At 66.9% G+C, this 16,935-nt stretch carries 20 protein-coding genes and 1 tRNA gene; 11 read left to right on the top strand and 10 right to left on the bottom strand.

Annotation, left to right across the window (positions count from 1 at the left end; all coding sequences use genetic code 11):
- Window positions 1-26 precede the first annotated feature (26 nt).
- Together VL129_RS11800 and VL129_RS11795 are read right to left on the bottom strand one after the other, a co-directional pair.
- Window positions 27-938 carry a putative 2-dehydropantoate 2-reductase gene (locus VL129_RS11800; RefSeq protein WP_325413014.1) on the bottom strand — a complete coding sequence of 304 codons (912 nt, stop codon included), beginning with the start codon at window positions 936-938 and terminating at the stop codon, window positions 27-29.
- Window positions 939-993: 55 nt separating this feature from the next.
- Window positions 994-1,950, bottom strand: a complete 957-nt coding sequence (locus tag VL129_RS11795; RefSeq protein WP_325413013.1) for a GGDEF domain-containing response regulator — start codon at window positions 1,948-1,950, stop codon at window positions 994-996.
- Between the two features lie 132 nt (window positions 1,951-2,082).
- On the opposite strand from VL129_RS11795, the gene VL129_RS11790 reads away from it, so the two are divergent.
- Entirely contained in the window at window positions 2,083-2,562 is a 480-nt protein-coding gene (locus tag VL129_RS11790; protein WP_325413012.1) for a YajQ family cyclic di-GMP-binding protein, read from the top strand.
- Window positions 2,563-2,592: 30 nt separating this feature from the next.
- On the opposite strand, the gene VL129_RS11785 is transcribed toward VL129_RS11790, so the two are convergent.
- A complete protein-coding gene (locus VL129_RS11785) occupies window positions 2,593-4,125 on the bottom strand; it encodes an AmpG family muropeptide MFS transporter (RefSeq protein ID WP_325413011.1) in 1,533 nt (510 codons plus the stop codon).
- Window positions 4,126-4,159: 34 nt separating this feature from the next.
- Window positions 4,160-4,504: an MGMT family protein gene (locus VL129_RS11780; protein WP_325413010.1), complete on the bottom strand. Its 345-nt coding sequence runs from the start codon at window positions 4,502-4,504 to the stop codon at window positions 4,160-4,162.
- A gap of 108 nt (window positions 4,505-4,612) precedes the next feature.
- Between VL129_RS11780 and VL129_RS11775 the strand changes: the two genes are divergently transcribed.
- Window positions 4,613-5,623: a DUF481 domain-containing protein gene (locus tag VL129_RS11775; RefSeq protein ID WP_325413009.1), complete on the top strand. Its 1,011-nt coding sequence runs from the start codon at window positions 4,613-4,615 to the stop codon at window positions 5,621-5,623.
- A 39-nt stretch (window positions 5,624-5,662) separates the two neighbouring features.
- On the opposite strand, the gene VL129_RS11770 is transcribed toward VL129_RS11775, so the two are convergent.
- Window positions 5,663-6,421, bottom strand: a complete 759-nt coding sequence (locus VL129_RS11770) for an SDR family oxidoreductase (RefSeq protein WP_325413008.1) — start codon at window positions 6,419-6,421, stop codon at window positions 5,663-5,665.
- A 101-nt stretch (window positions 6,422-6,522) separates the two neighbouring features.
- Here VL129_RS11770 and VL129_RS11765 point away from each other — a divergent pair, with 101 nt between their 5' ends.
- From VL129_RS11765 to VL129_RS11745, 5 genes are all read left to right on the top strand, one after another.
- On the top strand, window positions 6,523-7,251 hold the full coding sequence (locus tag VL129_RS11765; RefSeq protein ID WP_325413007.1) for a HugZ family pyridoxamine 5'-phosphate oxidase: 729 nt from the start codon (window positions 6,523-6,525) through the stop codon (window positions 7,249-7,251).
- A 66-nt stretch (window positions 7,252-7,317) separates the two neighbouring features.
- Window positions 7,318-7,767: an FxsA family protein gene (locus VL129_RS11760; RefSeq protein ID WP_027590774.1), complete on the top strand. Its 450-nt coding sequence runs from the start codon at window positions 7,318-7,320 to the stop codon at window positions 7,765-7,767.
- A 202-nt stretch (window positions 7,768-7,969) separates the two neighbouring features.
- Window positions 7,970-8,263, top strand: coding sequence for a co-chaperone GroES (locus VL129_RS11755; RefSeq protein WP_325413006.1), 294 nt, complete (start codon window positions 7,970-7,972; stop codon window positions 8,261-8,263).
- Window positions 8,264-8,306: 43 nt separating this feature from the next.
- On the top strand, window positions 8,307-9,947 hold the full coding sequence (gene groL, locus VL129_RS11750; RefSeq protein ID WP_325413005.1) for a chaperonin GroEL: 1,641 nt from the start codon (window positions 8,307-8,309) through the stop codon (window positions 9,945-9,947).
- 131 nt (window positions 9,948-10,078) lie between these two features.
- Window positions 10,079-11,539 carry a helicase HerA-like domain-containing protein gene (locus tag VL129_RS11745; protein ID WP_325413004.1) on the top strand — a complete coding sequence of 487 codons (1,461 nt, stop codon included), beginning with the start codon at window positions 10,079-10,081 and terminating at the stop codon, window positions 11,537-11,539.
- Between the two features lie 5 nt (window positions 11,540-11,544).
- Here VL129_RS11745 and VL129_RS11740 read toward each other — a convergent pair whose 3' ends face one another.
- Together VL129_RS11740 and VL129_RS11735 are read right to left on the bottom strand one after the other, a co-directional pair.
- On the bottom strand, window positions 11,545-11,769 hold the full coding sequence (locus VL129_RS11740) for a hypothetical protein (RefSeq protein ID WP_325413003.1): 225 nt from the start codon (window positions 11,767-11,769) through the stop codon (window positions 11,545-11,547).
- Between the two features lie 148 nt (window positions 11,770-11,917).
- On the bottom strand, window positions 11,918-12,178 hold the full coding sequence (locus VL129_RS11735) for a hypothetical protein (protein WP_325413002.1): 261 nt from the start codon (window positions 12,176-12,178) through the stop codon (window positions 11,918-11,920).
- Window positions 12,179-12,366: 188 nt separating this feature from the next.
- Here VL129_RS11735 and VL129_RS11730 point away from each other — a divergent pair, with 188 nt between their 5' ends.
- From VL129_RS11730 to VL129_RS11720, 3 genes are all read left to right on the top strand, one after another.
- Complete coding sequence (locus VL129_RS11730; RefSeq protein WP_325413001.1) at window positions 12,367-12,633, top strand: hypothetical protein; 267 nt, start codon at window positions 12,367-12,369, stop codon at window positions 12,631-12,633.
- The gene (locus VL129_RS11725) at window positions 12,630-12,935 is read left to right on the top strand and encodes a cell division protein ZapA (protein WP_027590780.1); all 306 of its coding nucleotides are present in this window, start codon (window positions 12,630-12,632) and stop codon (window positions 12,933-12,935) included. The genes VL129_RS11730 and VL129_RS11725 overlap by 4 nt, the downstream gene beginning before the upstream one ends.
- A gap of 97 nt (window positions 12,936-13,032) precedes the next feature.
- Window positions 13,033-13,581 carry a DUF2780 domain-containing protein gene (locus VL129_RS11720; RefSeq protein ID WP_325413000.1) on the top strand — a complete coding sequence of 183 codons (549 nt, stop codon included), beginning with the start codon at window positions 13,033-13,035 and terminating at the stop codon, window positions 13,579-13,581.
- 51 nt (window positions 13,582-13,632) lie between these two features.
- Here VL129_RS11720 and VL129_RS11715 read toward each other — a convergent pair.
- A tRNA-Gly gene (locus VL129_RS11715) sits at window positions 13,633-13,707 on the bottom strand.
- A gap of 120 nt (window positions 13,708-13,827) precedes the next feature.
- Here VL129_RS11715 and VL129_RS11710 point away from each other — a divergent pair.
- A complete protein-coding gene (locus tag VL129_RS11710) occupies window positions 13,828-14,079 on the top strand; it encodes a hypothetical protein (protein ID WP_325412999.1) in 252 nt (83 codons plus the stop codon).
- An 8-nt stretch (window positions 14,080-14,087) separates the two neighbouring features.
- Here VL129_RS11710 and VL129_RS11705 read toward each other — a convergent pair whose 3' ends face one another.
- The gene (locus tag VL129_RS11705) at window positions 14,088-16,109 is read right to left on the bottom strand and encodes a nitric oxide reductase activation protein NorD (RefSeq protein WP_325412998.1); all 2,022 of its coding nucleotides are present in this window, start codon (window positions 16,107-16,109) and stop codon (window positions 14,088-14,090) included.
- A gap of 11 nt (window positions 16,110-16,120) precedes the next feature.
- Window positions 16,121-16,933: a CbbQ/NirQ/NorQ/GpvN family protein gene (locus VL129_RS11700; protein ID WP_325412997.1), complete on the bottom strand. Its 813-nt coding sequence runs from the start codon at window positions 16,931-16,933 to the stop codon at window positions 16,121-16,123.
- Window positions 16,934-16,935 lie beyond the last annotated feature (2 nt).

Raw genomic sequence — 16,935 nt, 5'->3', positions numbered from 1 at the left:
TGCGGTCTGGGCAGGGTAGCGGGGCTTCAGGTATCGGGCAATCCGCGCGCGCGCAGATGGGCGCGCAGCGCTTGCAGCAGGGCGGTGAGGCGCGGCAGGCGCAGGCCGCGGCGCGCGCCTTCGGCGCAGGCGTGGCCGAGCAGGTAGCCGATCTCGGTGCGCCGTCCGGCGGCGACGTCCTGGCGCATCGAGGAACTGTTGGCGGCGGTGGCGTGAATCACCCGTTGCACCTCGTCGAGCAGCCCGCTGGCGGCGTCGTCCTGGTCGCAGGCGTGCAGCAGCTCGGCCAGTTCCGCGCAGAGCGCCGCCACCTCGTCGCCGTGGGCCTGCAGCTCGCCGTTGCGGCAGTCGTGCAGCACCGTCAGCGGATTGATCGCGCAGTTGAGCGCCAGCTTGCGCCACAGGCGGCTGTCGATGCGCTCGCTCCACTCGTGGGGAATGCCGGCGCGGCTCAGCTCGCCGAGCCACTGCGGCGGCGTCGGAGCCCGCGGGTCGCCCAGCCAGGTCAGGCCGCGACCGGCGAACACCACCCGGAACGGGCCGTCGCGGTAGGCGCCTTCGGTGCTGGAGGCCAGGATGCAGCGCGCATGGGGCAATCGTTCGGTGACCTGCTGCTGACTGCCCAGGCCGTTCTGCAGCAGGATCAGCTCGGCATCCGGCGTCAGTCGCGGGGCGATGGCTTGCACGGCGCCAAGCGCGTCGTAGGCCTTGCAGGCCAGCAGCAGGCGCTGGATGGGCGCGGGGTCGTCGAGGGTCTGGGCGGGGATCGCCAGGCGCTGTTCCGCGCCGTTCTCGACCAGGGCCAGGCCGCCCGCCGCGCGATAGGCGGCCAGTTGCTCGGCATTGCGCAGCAGCAGGGTCACGGGCAGGCTGGCGCGTGCCAGGCGCACAGCCCAGAGGCTGCCGAGGCTGCCGGCGCCGAGGATATGCCAGGTCATGAAGGAGGGCTCTTGCGCGGAAAAGTCCGGACGATAGCCAAAAGCGCCCGGCGTGTCAGCCCAGTTGGCGGATGCGCATCTCGCCCGTGGGGCCGCTCCGGGCCAGCAACTGGACGGCCTGTTCCAGCAACTGCTCGGGGGTCTGCGGCAGGGCGCGGGCGTCGACGCCCAGCAGGGCGATGTCGGCGCGCAGCTCGACGAAACCGTCGCGGGTCTTGAACGCCTGGCGGTTGAGGCCGTCGGCCAGGCGGCGGAAGCTGTTCACCGCCGCTTCCTCCAGGCGGTCGAGCAGGGCGATCAGCGCGAAGTGGCCGTCATCCAGGCGGACCAGCACATCCAGCGGGCGCACCAGCTGCTGCAGGCGCCGGGCGATGGCGGCCAGCAGCTCGCGATGCTGGGCCTCGCCGCTGCGGGCGAGCAGTTCCGGCAGCTGCGGCACACCGATCAGCAGGAAGCAGAAGGCGCCGCCGCGGCTCTCCAGCTCGCGCAGGCAGTTGGCCAGGTTCAGGTGCAGGCAGCGGGCGTTGCCCAGGCCGGTGAGCGGGTCCACCAGGCTGCGCTGCTCCAGGCTGGTGACGCTCTGGGTGAGCTGACGGTTCTCCTGCAGCAGGCGTTGCAGGGTATTGCACAGCCGGTCGCCGGCCAGCACGCGGGGCACCAGCTGCTCATGGATCTTGGCCTTGCTGATGAAGTCGTCGACGCCGCGCGCGAACGCCTCGCTCAGATCGCTTTCGCCCTCGCGGCCGGTGAGCAGCATGATGTAGGTGTAGTGGTCGGACATCTCGTCCTGCTGGCGGACCCGGGCGGTCAGCTCCAGGCCGTCCATTTCCGGCATCAGCCAGTCGGCGAGCAGAATGCCGGCCGGCCGCTCCTCGAGCTGGCGCAGGGCCTCGCCGGCGCTGCTGGCGAAACGCACGTCGGGGTAACCGGCCTGCGCCAGGGCGCGGCCGATCAGGGCGCTGGAGAACTTGGTGTCGTCCACCACCAGAATGCTGACATGGGGGTTGGGCATCGGCGGACTCGCTGGTGGCGCATGGGGCCGGTTTGGACAATGTGCGGCTATAATGACGGCCCCTTTACAACCGTCAAGCCAGCCGCGTTTCGTTCCGTGAAGCCGGTCGCGACAACCTTTTGGAGGATTCCCATGCCCTCGTTCGACGTGGTTTCCGAACTGGACAAGCATGAACTGACCAACGCCGTGGACAATGCCGTGAAGGAAATTGACCGGCGTTTCGACCTGCGCGGCAAATGCAGCATCGAAAGCAAGGACAAGGAGCTGACGATCACCGCCGAAGCCGAGTTCATGCTCGAGCAGGTGCTGGAAATCGTGCGTGGCAGCCTGGTCAAGCGCAAGATCGACGTGCAGTGCATGGAAGTGAAGGACGCCTACGCCTCCGGCAAGGTGATGAAGCAGGATGTGGCGTTCCGCGAAGGCATCGACAAGGAACTGGCCAAGAAGATCGTCGGCCATATCAAGGACGCCAAGCTCAAGGTCCAGGCCGCCATCCAGGGCGAGCAGGTGCGGGTCACCGGCAAGAAGCGCGACGACCTGCAGGAGGTCATCGCCTCGCTGCGCGGGCAGAACTTCGAGATGCCGCTGCAGTTCAACAACTTCCGCGACTGAATGAAAAAGGGCCGGTTCACCGGCCCTTTTTCATTGGCGTGCCTCGGACTCGGCCGCCGGGGCAGGCTGTGGATGGCGACGATCACGCCCCCACTGCAGGCCGATGAGCATCAGGGTGGGAATGCCCAGCAGGGCGGTGATGACGAAGAATTCCCGGTAGCCGAGGCTTTCCACCAGCGCGCCGGAATAGCCGCCCACCAGGCGTGGCAGCAGCAGCATGATGGAGCTGAGCAGCGCGTACTGGGTGGCGGAGAACTTCAGGTTGGTGAGGCTCGACAGGTAGGCGACGAATGCCGCCGTGGCCAGCCCGCCACTGAAGTTGTCGCAACTGATGGTGACCATCAGCATGTGCAGATCGGGTCCGATGCTGCTGAGCAGGGCGAATAGCAGATTGGTGGCTGCCGAGGCCACACCGCCGACGAACAGGATCGGCATGATGCCGAAGCGCACGATCAGCAGGCCGCCAGCGCCGGCGCCGAGCAGGGTCATGACCAGCCCGAACAGCTTGCTGACGCTGGCGATCTGCTCCTTGGTAAAGCCCAGGTCGATGTAGAACACGTTGGCCATGACGCCCATCACCGTGTCGGACATCCGGTAGGTGGCGATCAGGCCGAGCATCAGCAGCGCCTGCCAGCGATAGCGCAGGACGAAGTCGCTGACCGGCGTGAGCACCGGCGCCAGGCTGCGCCGGCCCACGGCGGACAGGCAGGCGGCGACCAGCAGACCGTAGAGCAAGGCGCGCAGGAAGGCGCGATCATCGGTGAGCAGGCCGAACGGGTTGCTGGCCAGCAGGGAGAACTCGGTGTCGTACAGCTGGGTGAACAGCGCGGGGACCGAAACCAGCAACACGATCAGCACCAGCACCGAGGCCAGTTGGCGAAGCAGGCCGTACTGGGAGGGCGCGTTTTGCTGGTTGTGCGCCTGCGGCTCGCGGATCGTCAGGCTGGTGATCAGGCCGGGCAGCATCAGCGCGGCGAACAGCAGGTAGGTGCCGCTCCAGGCGCCGAAATGGTAGGCCTCGCTGGTGGAGCCGAACCAGCTGGCGAAGTACAGCGCGCCGGCGGTGGCCAGCAGGGCGGCCACCCGGTAGCCGGCCATGTAACAGGCGGCCAGGGCGGCCTGCCGGCTGTCCTCGGCGACTTCCAGGCGATAGGCATCGATGGCGATATCCTGGGTCGCAGAGGCGAAGGCTACGATTACCGCCAGGCCGATCAGCCAGGCCAGATGCTCGCGCGGATCGAACAGCGCCATGCCGATCAGGCCAAGAATCACCAGACACTGGGACAGCACCAGCCAGGAGCGACGCCGGCCAAGGCGACCGAGCAGCGGCAGGCGCCACTGGTCGAGCATTGGCGCCCACACCCACTTGAAGGCATAGGCCAGGCCGATCAGGCTGGCGAAGCCAATGGCCTGTAGCGATACGCCGGCCTCGCGCAGCCACACCGACAGCGTGGCGAACACCAGCATGTAGGGCAGGCCGGCGGCGAAACCGAGCAGCAGCAGGGCCAGAGTGGCCGGGCTGGCATAGGCGGCGAGGGCGTCACGCCACGTCTGTTTGGTCATGGAAAGGGCGAGGCAGGCGGCAAGAAGGCTGCATCTAACCGCAGTTTTCCTCCGGATGCCAGCCGTGCCGACGCAAGTCCACACGGTTCCCATCCATAAGCAGGCCCTCACCCCGCAAGCGGGCGCGCTGTTCGTCGCCCGCCGGGCTGCCGGCGGGCAGGCTGAGGCGTCCGCCGGCGGCCAGCACGCGGTGCCAGGGCAGGCGTGTTTCGTCCGGCAGCTGCGCCAGGGTGCGTCCGACCCAGCGCGCCGCGCGCCCCAGGCCAGCCAGTTGGGCCAGCTGGCCGTAGGTCACCACCTTGCCGGTCGGCACCTGGGCGAGCGCGGCGTAGAGCGCTTCGCGCCGCGCCTGTGGGCTGTCGAATAGCGGGTCGCTCATGGCGGGTCTCCAGGGGATGAACGGCTACGCCCGTCGGTCGAAGATGCGCCGCCTGGTTCAAGCCGGGATAATGCACCGTTTCCGCAGCGATTCAATGTAGTTATCCCTATGTGGTTCAGAAGTATTGTCTGCGCAGTCACCCTGGGCTGCGCGCTGCCCGCGCTGGGCGATACCGTCTGGTTGAAGAATGGCGACCGTCTGACCGGCACCATCAAGGCGTTCGATGGTGGCAAGCTGATCCTCCAGACTTCCTACAGCGGCGAGCTGTCGATCAGTTGGTCGAGTGTGGCGACCCTGGAAAGCGACCAGGCCGTGATGGTCAAGCAAAGCCGCTATGAAGGCGAGGTCGCCCGGTCCCTGCAGAGCGCCGAGGAAGGTCACGTGACCCTGGCCAATGGCGAGCGTCCGCGCACCGTGCCGCTGTCCAGCATCCGGCAGATCCTCAGGCCCAAGCCGTTGCTCACCGACCTGACCTGGAAAGGCTCGGTGGACGTGGCCTTCAACTACAAGGATGGCGCCAGCCAGACGGAGGACCACAACGTCAAGCTCGCCACCCTGGCCCGTCATGGTCGCTGGCGGCACCATGCCGGGGCCGAATACAACCGGGAGCTGAGCAATGACGTGGAGGTCGAGGACAACTATGACCTCGACTATGCGCTGGACCATTTCGTCAGCGACCAATGGTTCTGGCAGGGTCGCCTCGACTATCAGCGCGACAACATCGGCGATGTGGAGCGCCAGCGTCAGCTGGGTAGCGGTCCGGGTTACCAGTTCTGGGACAACGAGCTGGGCGCCTTCTCGCTGGCTTCGCTGCTCAACCGCACCGATTACGACTACGCCAGCGGCGGCAGCGACAGCTTCCTGTCCATGGCGTTGAAGTGGGAATACAACCGCTACCTGCTGGGCAAGCGCTTCGAGCTGTACAGCAAGGGCGAGATCGGCAAGCCGCTGAACAACGTGGCGGACTACGCGCTGGATGCCGAGGCGGGGCTGCGTTACAAGGTCACCGACTGGGCCTGGCTGAACCTGCGCGCCGAGAAGGACATGTTCAAGGGCGGCAAGGACGAGGCCCGGCTGAACGAGCAGCGTTACCTGTTCGGTGTCGGCGTCGGCTGGTGATCCGCCGGCTCCGCGGGAGCCGGCGGCGGGGGAGCGGAATTACAGGCGCAGGCCGCCGTCCAGCTCCAGGATGCGACCGGTGAAGTAGTCGTTCTCCATGATGTAGGCCACCGAGTGGGCGATCTCCTTCGGCTGGCCGAGGCGCTGCAGCGGAATGCCCGAGGTCATCTTGGCCAGGGCTTCGGGTTTCATACTGGCGACCATCTCGGTCTCGATGAAGCCCGGTGCCACGCCGCCGACGCGGATGCCGTAACGGGCCAGTTCCTTGGCCCACACCACGGTGTCGGCGGCCACCCCGGCCTTGGCGGCCGAGTAGTTGGCCTGGCCCATGTTGCCGGCGCGGGAGATCGAGGAAATGTTGACGATCGCGCCCTGGCAGTTCAGCTCGATCATCTTCGCCGCCACCTCGCGGGTGCACAGGAACACGCCGGTCAGGTTCACGTCGATCACCGCTTGCCACTGGGCCAGGCTCATCTTGCTCAGCTCGCCGTCCTTGACCTTGATGGTCAGGCCGTCGCGCAGGATGCCGGCGTTGTTCACCAGGCCGTGCAGGGCGCCGAAGTCGGCGGCCACCTGGGCCACCATGCCGGTCACCTGCTCTTCATTGGCCACGTTGCACAGGTAGGCGCGCGCCTCGCTGCCAGCCTTCTGGCAGGCGGCCACGGCTTCGTCCAGCTTCTCCTGGTTGAGGTCGACCAGCGCCAGCCGGGCGCCCCGGCCCGCCAGGTATTCGCCCATGGCGCGACCCAGACCTTGTCCGCCGCCGGTGATGATGATGACTTTGTCCTTGAGTTCCATGTTGTGCCCCTTGAAGTACTGCGGGTGGTTGCCTCGCGCAGGGGGCCAGCGGCTATGCTGGGCCTCCCATCCGTTTCCCACGGATTCAGCGAGGAGTCGAAATGAGCGTCGAGGCCGCGAAGCATGCCCGAGAACTGCTGCTCAAGGAATACCGGGGCATGCTGGCTACCCACTCGAAAAAGATGCCCGGTTTCCCGTTCGGTTCCGTGGTGCCCTACTGTCTGGATGAAGCCGGCCGGCCATTGCTGCTGATCAGTCGCATCGCCCAGCACACCCACAACCTGCGCGCCGACGCTCGCTGTTCGCTGCTGGTCGGCGAGCGTGACGCCGATGACGTGCAGGCCGCCGGTCGGCTGACCCTGCTGGCCGAGGCCCGGCAGCTGAATGACGAGGTCGCCATCGAGGCCGCTGCCGCGCGCTACTACCGCTATTTCCCGCAGGCGCGGGATTTCCACCGTATTCACGATTTCGATTTCTGGGTGCTCGAGCCGGTGCGCTGGCGTTTCATCGGCGGCTTCGGGGCGATTCACTGGCTGGACGGCATCACCCTGGCCAATCCGTTCGCCGGCGCGGCGGAGTCCGGCATGCTGGAACACATGAACAGCGATCACGCCGCCGCGATTGCCCACTACCTGGCCCTGGCGGGCATTGCCGGCGAGGCGGCCGAAATGGTCGGCATTGATGCCGAGGGATTTCACCTGCGCGTCGGGTTGCGCCTGCACTGGCTGGCGTTCCCAACATCCTGTAACAGTCCGCTCGAGGTTCGTCAGGCCCTGGTGCAGCTGGCGCGGGCCGCGCAATGGCCGGCACGGGACGAACGCAACGGTTGAATTCCCGACCGCGCACCGTCATCTAATGGGCATTCGGAGCGTTGCTCCCCTTTCAGAGAAGTTGTGATGCGTGTCTTTCTGTTGCTGTTCCTGCTGTTCCCCCTGCTCGAACTGGCCGTGATGATCAAGGTCGGCGGCTCCATCGGGGTACTGGGCGTGCTGCTGCTGATCATCGGCGCGGGGATTCTCGGCGTCATGCTGATCCGCGTGGCCGGACCGGCCATGGCCCTGCGCGCCCGCGAGCGCCTGGCGCGCGGCGAAATGCCGGAAGCCGCCATGCTTGAAGGCCTGATGCTGGCTGTCGGCGGCCTGTTGCTGCTGTTCCCCGGTTTCATCAGCGATGTCCTGGCCGTGGTCTGCCTGTTGCCGATGACCCGCAACCTGCTGCTGCGCAAGCTGCGTCAGAAGGCCGAGGAGCAGGCGCGTCGCCAGCGCGCCTTTGCCGACGACCTGGCGGCGCGCCAGTCGCAGCGCACCAACGTTATCGACGGCGAATACAAGCGCCACGACCGCTGACCCGTCCCCCGGGGGTGAAATTTTCTTCACCCCCGCCCTTGAAATGCGCTTGCCTGTCCCTATCTAGCTGTCACCGCAAGGTTTCTGCTTCGGCAGAGCAGTTTTCGCGGCGCGCCAGGGGCGCGCCGCTCCGGCCTCGCCGGAATCACTAACGGGTCGGTGGCATCACCGGCTGCTAGCAACTACTTGGGAGAAATCGACAATGGCACTTCGTCCTCTGAATGACCGCGTCGTCATCCGTCGCAGCGAAGAAGAAAGCAAAACCGCTGGTGGCATCGTGCTGCCGGGCTCGGCTGCCGAAAAGCCGAACCGCGGTGAAGTCGTTGCCGTAGGCGCAGGTCGGATTCTGGACAATGGTGACGTTCGTCCGTTGACCGTCAAAGTCGGTGACAAGGTGGTGTTCGGTCCCTATTCCGGCAGCAACGCCATCAAGGTCGATGGCGAAGAACTGCTGGTGATGAGCGAGAACGAAATCCTCGCCATCATCGAAGGCTGATCCCCCGCTTACGCATTTATCCCCACGAATTCGAGGAAAGAACATGGCTGCCAAAGACGTAAAGTTCGGTGATTCCGCCCGCAAGAAGATGCTGACCGGCGTCAACACCCTGGCCGACGCAGTGAAGGCCACCCTCGGCCCGAAGGGTCGCAACGTGGTGCTCGAGCGCAGCTTCGGCGCGCCGCTGATCACCAAGGACGGCGTGTCCGTCGCCAAGGAAATCGAGCTCAAGGACAAGATCGAGAACATCGGCGCCCAGCTGGTGAAGGACGTCGCCTCCCGCGCCAACGACCAGGCCGGTGACGGCACCACCACCGCCACCGTGCTGGCCCAGGCCATCGTCACCGAAGGCCTGAAGTCCGTGGCCGCCGGCCTGAACCCGATGGACCTCAAGCGCGGCATCGACAAGGCCGCCAGCGCCGTGGTCGCCGAGCTGAAGAACCTGGCCAAGCCCTGCGCCGACAGCAAGGCCATCGCCCAGGTGGGTACCATTTCTGCCAACTCCGACGACTCCATCGGCAACATCATTGCCGAAGCCATGGACAAGGTCGGCAAGGAAGGCGTGATCACCGTTGAAGAAGGCTCGGGCCTGGAAAACGAACTGTCCGTCGTCGAAGGCATGCAGTTCGACCGTGGCTACCTGTCGCCCTACTTCATCAACAAGCCGGACACCATGGTGGCCGAGCTGGAAAACCCGCTGCTGCTGCTGGTCGACAAGAAAGTCTCCAACATCCGCGAACTGCTGCCGGTGCTGGAAGCCGTGGCCAAGTCCGGTCGTCCGCTGCTGATCGTTGCCGAAGACGTGGAAGGCGAAGCCCTGGCCACCCTGGTGGTCAACAACATGCGTGGCATCGTCAAGGTCGCCGCCGTCAAGGCGCCGGGCTTCGGTGATCGCCGCAAGGCCATGCTGCAGGACATCGCCATCCTCACCGGCGGTACCGTAATCAGCGAAGAAGTCGGCCTGAGCCTGGAAGGCGCCGGTCTGGAGCACCTGGGCAACGCCAAGCGCGTGGTCCTGTCCAAGGAAAACACCACCATCATCGACGGTGCCGGCGCCCAGGCCGACATCGAAGCGCGCGTGCTGCAGATCCGCAAGCAGATCGAAGAAACCACTTCCGACTACGACAAGGAAAAGCTGCAGGAGCGTCTGGCCAAGCTGGCTGGCGGTGTTGCGGTGATCAAGGTTGGCGCCGCCACCGAAGTGGAAATGAAAGAGAAGAAGGCTCGCGTCGAAGACGCCCTGCACGCCACCCGTGCGGCCGTCGAAGAAGGCGTGGTGCCTGGCGGCGGTGTCGCCCTGGTGCGTGCCCTGTCGGCCATCGCCGACCTGAAGGGGATCAACGAGGAGCAGAACGCCGGTATCAACATCCTGCGTCGCGCCATCGAGGCTCCGCTGCGCCAGATCGTCACCAACGCCGGTGACGAAGCGTCCGTGGTGCTGGACAAGGTCAAGCAGGGTTCCGGCAACTACGGCTACAACGCCGCCACCGGTGAGTACGGCGACATGATCGAAATGGGTATCCTCGATCCGGCCAAGGTGACCCGCAGCGCGCTGCAGGCCGCCGCCTCCATCGCCGGCCTGATGATCACCACCGAAGCCGTGGTCGTCGACCTGCCGGAAGACAAGGCCGCTCCGGCCATGCCGGACATGGGCGGCATGGGTGGCATGGGCGGCATGATGTAAGCCGACCGGCCCCACGCTGTACCGAAAGCCCCGCCTCGTGCGGGGCTTTTCTTTTTTGCGTGGCCGGCCCGCGAGGAATCCGGGCCGGTGGGCTACGTTCAGAAGCGAATGCATCGCTGCGAGCGCCCGCCATGTCCGATTCCCTTTCCTTCCTGCTCGGTAGCGACCCGCGTGGTCAGCCGGTCGGCCAGCCGCTGCGTCTGACCAACCGCCATGGCCTGATCGCCGGCGCCACCGGCACCGGCAAGACCGTCTCCCTGCAGCGCCTGGTGGAAAACTTCAGCGATGCCGGCGTGGCGGTGTTCGCCACCGACATCAAGGGCGACCTGTGCGGCCTGGGCGCGGCTGGTGCGCCGACCGGCAAGGTGGCCGAGCGCATCGCCAGCATGCCCTGGCTGGCGCACCAGCCGAAGGCCTATCCGGTAACGCTCTGGGACATCCAGGGCCGCAGCGGTCACCCGCTGCGCACCACCCTCAGCGAAATCGGCCCGCTGTTGCTGGGCAATCTGCTGGAGCTGACCGACAGCCAGCAGGCCGCGCTGTATGCGGCCTACCGCGTGGCCGATCGGGAAGGTCTGCTGCTGCTCGACCTCAAGGACCTCAAGGCGCTGCTCAATTACCTCCAGGGCAACCCGCAGGCGCTGGGCGACGATGCGGCGCTGTTTACCCGGGCTTCCGCCCAGGCGCTGCTACGCCGCCTGGCCACCCTGGAGCAGCAGGGCGCCGAGGCGCTGTTCGGCGAGCCCGCCCTGCAGCTGGAAGACCTGCTGCGTCCGGCCAGTGACGGGCGCGGCATGATCCATCTGCTGGATGCCCGTGGCCTGGTGCATGACGCGCCCCGGGTCTACGCCACCTTCCTGCTCTGGCTGCTCGCCGAGCTGTTCGAGCAGTTGCCCGAGCGTGGCGACGCCGAGCGGCCACTGCTGGCGCTGTTCTTCGATGAGGCGCACCTGCTGTTCAACGGTACGCCGCGGGCGCTGCAGGAGCGTCTGGAGCAGGTGGTGCGGCTGATCCGTTCGCGCGGGGTCGGCGTATATTTCGTTACCCAATCGCCCGCTGATCTGCCGGATGCGGTGCTTGGCCAGTTGGGATTGCGCCTCCAGCACGCGCTGCGCGCCTACACGGTGCGCGAGCAGAAGGCCCTGCGTGCGGTGGCCCAGGGCTTTCGCCCCAACCCGGAGATCGACACCCTGGCCACCCTGACCGAGCTGGGCATCGGCGAGGCGCTGGTGGGCACGCTGGAAGAGAAGGGCACGCCGGCCCCGGTGCGGCGGGTGGCGATCGCGCCGCCGCAATCGCGTATCGGCCCGCTCGGCGAGGATGAGCGCGCAGGGCTGCTGCGCGACTCGGCGCTGGCGGGTCGCTACGAGCGAACCCTGGATCGCGAATCGGCCTACGAAATGCTGGCGGCGCGGGCGGTGGTCAGTACGGCGAAGCCGGAAGAGCAGGGCGACGGGTCACCGGTGGCAGAGCAGCTTGGTGATTTTCTGCAGCGCACCGTGCAAAGCGCGGTGCGCCAGGCGGCCAGTCAGTTGGGTCGGCAGCTGGTGCGCGGTCTGCTGGGCTCGCTGCGCGGCGGCGGCAAGCGCTGAGCGGATCAGTTGCCCGCTTTGCCGGCCTGCTCTTCGGCGGCCTTGCGCAGGTCTTTTTCCATGCGCTCCAGTTCGCGTTCGAACACTTGGTCGGAAACGGTGGATTTCTTTCTCCAGGGTTTGCGGCCCGGGTCCGGCTGGGCGGCGTAGGTAATGACTTCCCCGCCGTAAATATCCTTATATCGGCTGGCCTGGCGTTCGAGTTCGGCACGCAGCTCTTCTTTGGTCACGAGTTACCTGTTTGCTATACGCGGTGATTTGAAAGATGGGGTACGGTGACTGTTGGCCGGAAAGTTCGCGCCAGACAGCGGTAGCGGTTGCAAAGTATATCGCCGGCAAGTGTCGTTGGCAGGTGGCCGGCATAAAAAAGCCGGGAGTTCAGCCACCCCGTTCCGCCGCCTCGCACAGCGCCGGCAGCAGCGCATGGGAAATGGCCTCGCGCACGTCCGGATGCAGGGTGGCGCTGCCGGCCAGCAGCTGTTCCACCAGATGGCGCAGCTCCCGCGCCCGCTGGTCGTCGAGGCCGCGCACCGCCAGCTCGCAGGCCTCCACTGGAGTTGTCTGGGGCGGTATTTCCAGGCCGACGGCGATCAGATATTCGCGAAAGATTTCTGCATCTATAAAAGCGTTGCTGATCATTGTTCGGGGATTCCCTGCGGTCGTGAACGATGCTGAAAAGATAGTTCCCCGGGAAGCGCTGTGCGAATCTCCGACGACTGCGGCGGGTAGCGGTCGGAAAGATGACGTTCGGAGTCTTTTTGCTGCTGGCCACCCGCTGCGCATTTCCATTATCGTAGCGGCTCCGTTGATATGCCCTGGAAGTCATGATGTTGGAAGAAACCCTCGAGCAAATGGAGCAACTCATTGGCGATCTGCTCACGCAGAATCAGCAGTTGCTGGCCAATCAGACCGAGTTGACCGAAGCCCTGGCGCAGATCAAGGAAGAGAACGACAGCCTGCAACTGCAGGTAATGGAAATGGAAGAGAAACAGGGCGCCGTGGTCGCGCGCCTGCAAACCCTGCTGCAGCGGGCTGGCAAGCTGACGGCCGCCGGTCAGAGCACCGGCATCGGTAGTGTCATCGCCAGCGCATGAACAGCGATAACGCAGTCTCGGTTCTGAGCTTCTTCGGCCGCGACTATGCTCTCAAGGCTCCGAGCGGGAAGCAGAAGCTTCTCGAGGAATCGGCTGCGTTGTTGCGCGCTCACATTGCAGATATCCAGCAAAAGCGTCCGGCCATGCGCTCGGACGAACTGCTACTGCTGGCGGCGCTCAGCGTCTGCTCCGCCCACCTGGAAATGCAGGAACAGCATCGCCAGCAGCTGGAGTCGGTCGAGCAAAGGCTCATGGCCACCCGCGACCGCATTCAGCTGCAACTCGATCTGGCCGCCGGCTGATCCCCCTCCTTCGCGCCTGCCGAGTCCGCTCGGCTGGCAATCGCCTGATACCGGTCGATAATCCGCTGGGTTCTTTTCCCCCCATGAGGATTATTCGATGAAGCCCCTCGCTCCAGCGACCCTGGCGTTGCTCGCGGCGCTGTCCGGTTGCTCCGGCTCCGGCATGACCATGAACGATGCCGCGCAGACCGCCTCGGCCATCCATGCCGCCACCCCCGGCGGCGCCACGCAAAGCACCGTCACCGAGCTGCTCAATGTGTTCGCCGGCACGCCGGTCACCGGCCAGCAGGCCCTGGGCGGCACCGCCGCGCTGCTCGGTCTGGCGCAGAGCCAGCTGGGCGGCAACCAGTACGCCGAGCTGACCCGGCAGGTGCCGGGTCTGCAGCAGCTCACCGGCAGCAACGCGCTCAGCCAGCTGAACGCCCTGGGCATGCTGAGCGGCCAGGGCAGCCAGTCATCACTGCTCGGCGCCGCGCTGGGCAATACCGGCAGCCAGGCCGGGGTGAACCAGGCGTTTTCCGCGCTGGGCATGGACAGCAGCATGGTGGGGGTCTTCTCCCAGCTGCTGCTGCAGTACTTCGGCGGTGAAGGCGTCAGCGCGTCGCTGCTGCAGAACCTGGCCAGTGTCTGGGGCGCACCGCGCTGAGCACCTGCCGGAAACGAAAAAACCGGCCATCGGGCCGGTTTTCAGGAGAGCTGGAGCGGGCGATGGGAATCGAACCCACGTCATGAGCTTGGGAAGCTCAGGTAATGGCCATTATACGACGCCCGCAACGGCGGCCTTTTTACCAGAAGGCCGGGCAAAAAAGAAGCCCGCCGGCGCGGCGCTGCAACCATGGCGGGCGGAAGGAGTCCACACAGTGACCTCATCCCCTACCGCGAGGGACCTGCCATGCGTCTGTCGATCCTGGCCCTGCTGGGCTCCACCCTTGTGCTGTCCGCCTGTGCCGGCCAGCCGAACTCGGCGACTGCGGAGCAGGCGCTCAACCGCTATGGAGCCAAGGCCCAGTTCCAGCACTTCCGGCCGCTGCAGGCGGATTTTCGCGACGAGCCAGCGGGTGAGTACCGTTTCGTCCAGGCCCGTCGTTACGAAGGGCGCGGTCAGGTGAGCCACTACCGCTGGAAGCGTGAACCGCTGGAGTGAGCGGATCCTCAGCGCGCTACCAGGCGTCTGAGCCATTCCAGCAGCACGCTCGGCAGTCGTTCGGGATGGTCCAGTAGCGCGTACTGCCCTGCGCCGAAGGTCAGTGGCAGGTAGCCGGGCGCTTGGCGGTCGATGGTCAGGCAGAACGTGGAAATGCCTTGCTCGGTGGCTTCGCGGACGGACTGGCGCATGTCCTCGACCCCATAAGTCCCCTCGTAGTCGTCCTGATCGTTCGGCCTGCCGTCCGAGAGCAGCAACAGCAGGCGGTGCGTGGCGCGCTGGCGCATCAGCCCGCTGCTGGCATGCCGAATCGCGGCGCCCGTGCGGGTGTAGTGCTCGGGCTCCAGCGCGCTGATGCGCAGCGCCACTTCGCGGCCGTAGGGCTCATCGAAGCCCTTCAGCTGGCGCACGATCACCACCTCGGGGCCCTCGCCCGAAAAGGCCTGCACCGCATAGGGCTCGCCCAGACCGTCGAGGGCCACGCATACCAGCAGCAGGGCTTCGCGCTCCACGTCGATGATGCGTCGGTGGTTGGAGATCCAGCCGTCGGTGGAGCCGCTGACGTCGATCAGCAGGCAGATGGCCAGATCCCGTTCCGCCTTGCGTTGGCTCTGGTACAACGCCTCGGACAGCGAGGCGCCCCCCCGGAAGTCGGCGTAGCTGTCGACATAAGCCTCCAGATCGATCTCGTCGCCGTCCAGTTGGCGTCGCCGGGCCACCCGCCGGGCCCTGAGCATCTCGAAGCGCCGCCGGATCTGCCCCAGCAGCGCGCGGTGCTCCTCCAGCGTCCGCTCCACCCAGGCGGGCGAACCGGGCAGGTTGGGCAGCGGCCGGACGATGGCGCCAGGCTGCCGATACTGCCCGGCGCGGTAGTCCCACTCCGGATATGCCAGCCCCTCGCCCGCTGCCAGGGCGTGCGCGAGCTGCAGGCGTGTGCCGCCCTCCGGCGGATCGTCGCTGATCAGAACCTCCCGGGGGGGCTGTGGCGTGGCGACCAGTCGCGCCTGCGGCAGCTCGCTGAGCATGTCGCCGTATTCGTCGGCGCTGGTGTCCTCGTCCCGGTCGAGCGGGCGATTCAGCCCCAGCGGGTCTTCGGCATGCTGATGCGGCTCGTCGGCCTGCACCATGAAGATCCCTTCGTCGCCCTGGTCCTCGTCCGGCTCGGCATGGCGCACCTCCGGGCGACGCGGCAACCGGGCACTGCGTGGGGGCGGGCAGGCTGCCGGGTCGGGCGCCGGCGCTGCGGCAGCCTCGCCAGGCGCTGGCGCAAGCAGACTGCCGGTCCACCCGTCGTGCAGCAGCGGCGCATTGCCGACGCGGTGGTCGTCGGGCGACAGGCCGAGGCTGGCGAGCAGGGCGGCAGCCTGGCGCAGTGACTGGTCGGGCGAGTCGCTGCACGGAAAGCCCGTCGGTGCCTGGCCGCAGGGGCTGGCGAGCAGTTGCCGGACCAGCGCTTCGAGTGGCTGGCGTGGTGCGGAGAATGCCGCCAGCGGCGGGCGCTGGCGCAGCGCATGTGCCTTCAGGCGCTCGATGCCGGCGCCCAGCCCGGGCAGCAGCCGAGTCAGCGTCACATCGACGGCCCAGGCTTCGAGCAGCAGGTAGGCGTCTGCCAGCAGAGGCGGCAGCGGGGCAGCCATGGCTGCGGCGCTGCCGCGTTGCGCCCGGATGGCCTGCTGCAGCGCCATGACCCGATAGAGCTCGTGGCCGCGGGCGACCTCTTCGAGGCCCGAATCGGCGGGCAGCCACAGGTGACGGCCGTCGGTGGCGGGGACCGCCTGGCGTTGCCAGGGGTGCTGCGCGCGACGGAAGACGCGCGCCAGCAGTGTCGGCTGGGCGGGTGGCTGGGCAATGCGGATCGGGTAAGCCGTTCCGGTGGTCGCGGTGATCAACAGTTCCAGGCGCGGGGCGATGTCGACCAGTCTGGCGGTCGGCGGGCCTTCCGGCAGCGGGTGGTAGCGGCGCCACAGCGCGCGCGCATGCAGAGTCGCGTGGCGCGCCGCGTCGCTGACCAGCTCTTCGGCTTCCGCCATGGCGCCCGCCTCTACACGAAGGTGCCGTCGACCAGGTCGCGCAGGGCGCTGACCATCGAGGCCTCGTCGGACAGTGGCGAGACGATGGCCGCCCGACAGGCTTCCCGCACCGGAACGCCGCACTGGATCAGGGTGGCGGCCGCGATCAGCAGCCGCGTGCTGGGCACTTCCGCCAAGCCACGGTCGCGCAGCTGGCGAATGCGCCCGGCCAGGCTGACCAGCCCGCGGGCGATGGCCGGCTCGACGCCGCTTTCCCGTTGCACGATCAGCGCCTCCTGCTCCGGTGCCGGGAAGTCCAGGTCCATGGCCACGAAGCGCTGCCGGGTGCTGGGTTTCAGGTCCTTTAGCAGGCGCTGGTAGCCGGGGTTGTAGGACACCACCAGCTGGAAGCCCGCTGCGGCTTCGAGGGTTTCGCCGGTCTTGTCGATCGGCAGCATGCGCCGGTAGTCGGTCAGCGCATGCAGCACCACCACGGTGTCCTGTCGCGCCTCGACGACCTCGTCCAGATAGCAGATGGCGCCTTCGCGCACCGCGCGGGTCAGTGGTCCGTCCTGCCAGACGGTGCCGTCGTGGCGGATCAGGAAACGGCCGATCAGGTCGCTGGCGGTCAGGTCGTCGTGGCAGGGGATGGTGATCAGCGGTCGGCCCAGCCGCCAGGCCATATGTTCGACGAAGCGCGTCTTGCCGCACCCGGTCGGCCCCTTGAGCATCACGGCCAGCCCACGGGCATGGCATTGCTCGAACAACGCCACCTCGCCGCCGACCGGGCAGTACCAGGGCGCGTCCGCCGACGGGCGCGCCGTCAGCCGGATCGACGGCTCCATCC

This window comes from Pseudomonas sp., from assembly GCF_035497915.1.
Taxonomy (GTDB): domain Bacteria; phylum Pseudomonadota; class Gammaproteobacteria; order Pseudomonadales; family Pseudomonadaceae; genus Serpens.
This window is presented reverse-complemented; position numbering and strand designations above follow the sequence as displayed.

Bases quoted from the DNA above. Each gene is read 5' to 3' on its own strand.
- VL129_RS11800 (WP_325413014.1), bottom strand. From the start codon at position 938: ATGACCTGGCATATCCTCGGCGCCGGCAGCCTCGGCAGCCTCTGGGCT.
- VL129_RS11795 (WP_325413013.1), bottom strand. From the start codon at position 1,950: ATGCCCAACCCCCATGTCAGCATTCTGGTGGTGGACGACACCAAGTTC.
- VL129_RS11790 (WP_325413012.1), top strand. From the start codon at position 2,083: ATGCCCTCGTTCGACGTGGTTTCCGAACTGGACAAGCATGAACTGACC.
- VL129_RS11785 (WP_325413011.1), bottom strand. From the start codon at position 4,125: ATGACCAAACAGACGTGGCGTGACGCCCTCGCCGCCTATGCCAGCCCG.
- VL129_RS11780 (WP_325413010.1), bottom strand. From the start codon at position 4,504: ATGAGCGACCCGCTATTCGACAGCCCACAGGCGCGGCGCGAAGCGCTC.
- VL129_RS11775 (WP_325413009.1), top strand. From the start codon at position 4,613: ATGTGGTTCAGAAGTATTGTCTGCGCAGTCACCCTGGGCTGCGCGCTG.
- VL129_RS11770 (WP_325413008.1), bottom strand. From the start codon at position 6,421: ATGGAACTCAAGGACAAAGTCATCATCATCACCGGCGGCGGACAAGGT.
- VL129_RS11765 (WP_325413007.1), top strand. From the start codon at position 6,523: ATGAGCGTCGAGGCCGCGAAGCATGCCCGAGAACTGCTGCTCAAGGAA.
- VL129_RS11760 (WP_027590774.1), top strand. From the start codon at position 7,318: ATGCGTGTCTTTCTGTTGCTGTTCCTGCTGTTCCCCCTGCTCGAACTG.
- VL129_RS11755 (WP_325413006.1), top strand. From the start codon at position 7,970: ATGGCACTTCGTCCTCTGAATGACCGCGTCGTCATCCGTCGCAGCGAA.
- groL (WP_325413005.1), top strand. From the start codon at position 8,307: ATGGCTGCCAAAGACGTAAAGTTCGGTGATTCCGCCCGCAAGAAGATG.
- VL129_RS11745 (WP_325413004.1), top strand. From the start codon at position 10,079: ATGTCCGATTCCCTTTCCTTCCTGCTCGGTAGCGACCCGCGTGGTCAG.
- VL129_RS11735 (WP_325413002.1), bottom strand. From the start codon at position 12,178: ATGATCAGCAACGCTTTTATAGATGCAGAAATCTTTCGCGAATATCTG.
- VL129_RS11730 (WP_325413001.1), top strand. From the start codon at position 12,367: ATGTTGGAAGAAACCCTCGAGCAAATGGAGCAACTCATTGGCGATCTG.
- VL129_RS11725 (WP_027590780.1), top strand. From the start codon at position 12,630: ATGAACAGCGATAACGCAGTCTCGGTTCTGAGCTTCTTCGGCCGCGAC.
- VL129_RS11720 (WP_325413000.1), top strand. From the start codon at position 13,033: ATGAAGCCCCTCGCTCCAGCGACCCTGGCGTTGCTCGCGGCGCTGTCC.
- VL129_RS11710 (WP_325412999.1), top strand. From the start codon at position 13,828: ATGCGTCTGTCGATCCTGGCCCTGCTGGGCTCCACCCTTGTGCTGTCC.
- VL129_RS11705 (WP_325412998.1), bottom strand. From the start codon at position 16,109: ATGGCGGAAGCCGAAGAGCTGGTCAGCGACGCGGCGCGCCACGCGACT.
- VL129_RS11700 (WP_325412997.1), bottom strand. From the start codon at position 16,933: ATGGAGCCGTCGATCCGGCTGACGGCGCGCCCGTCGGCGGACGCGCCC.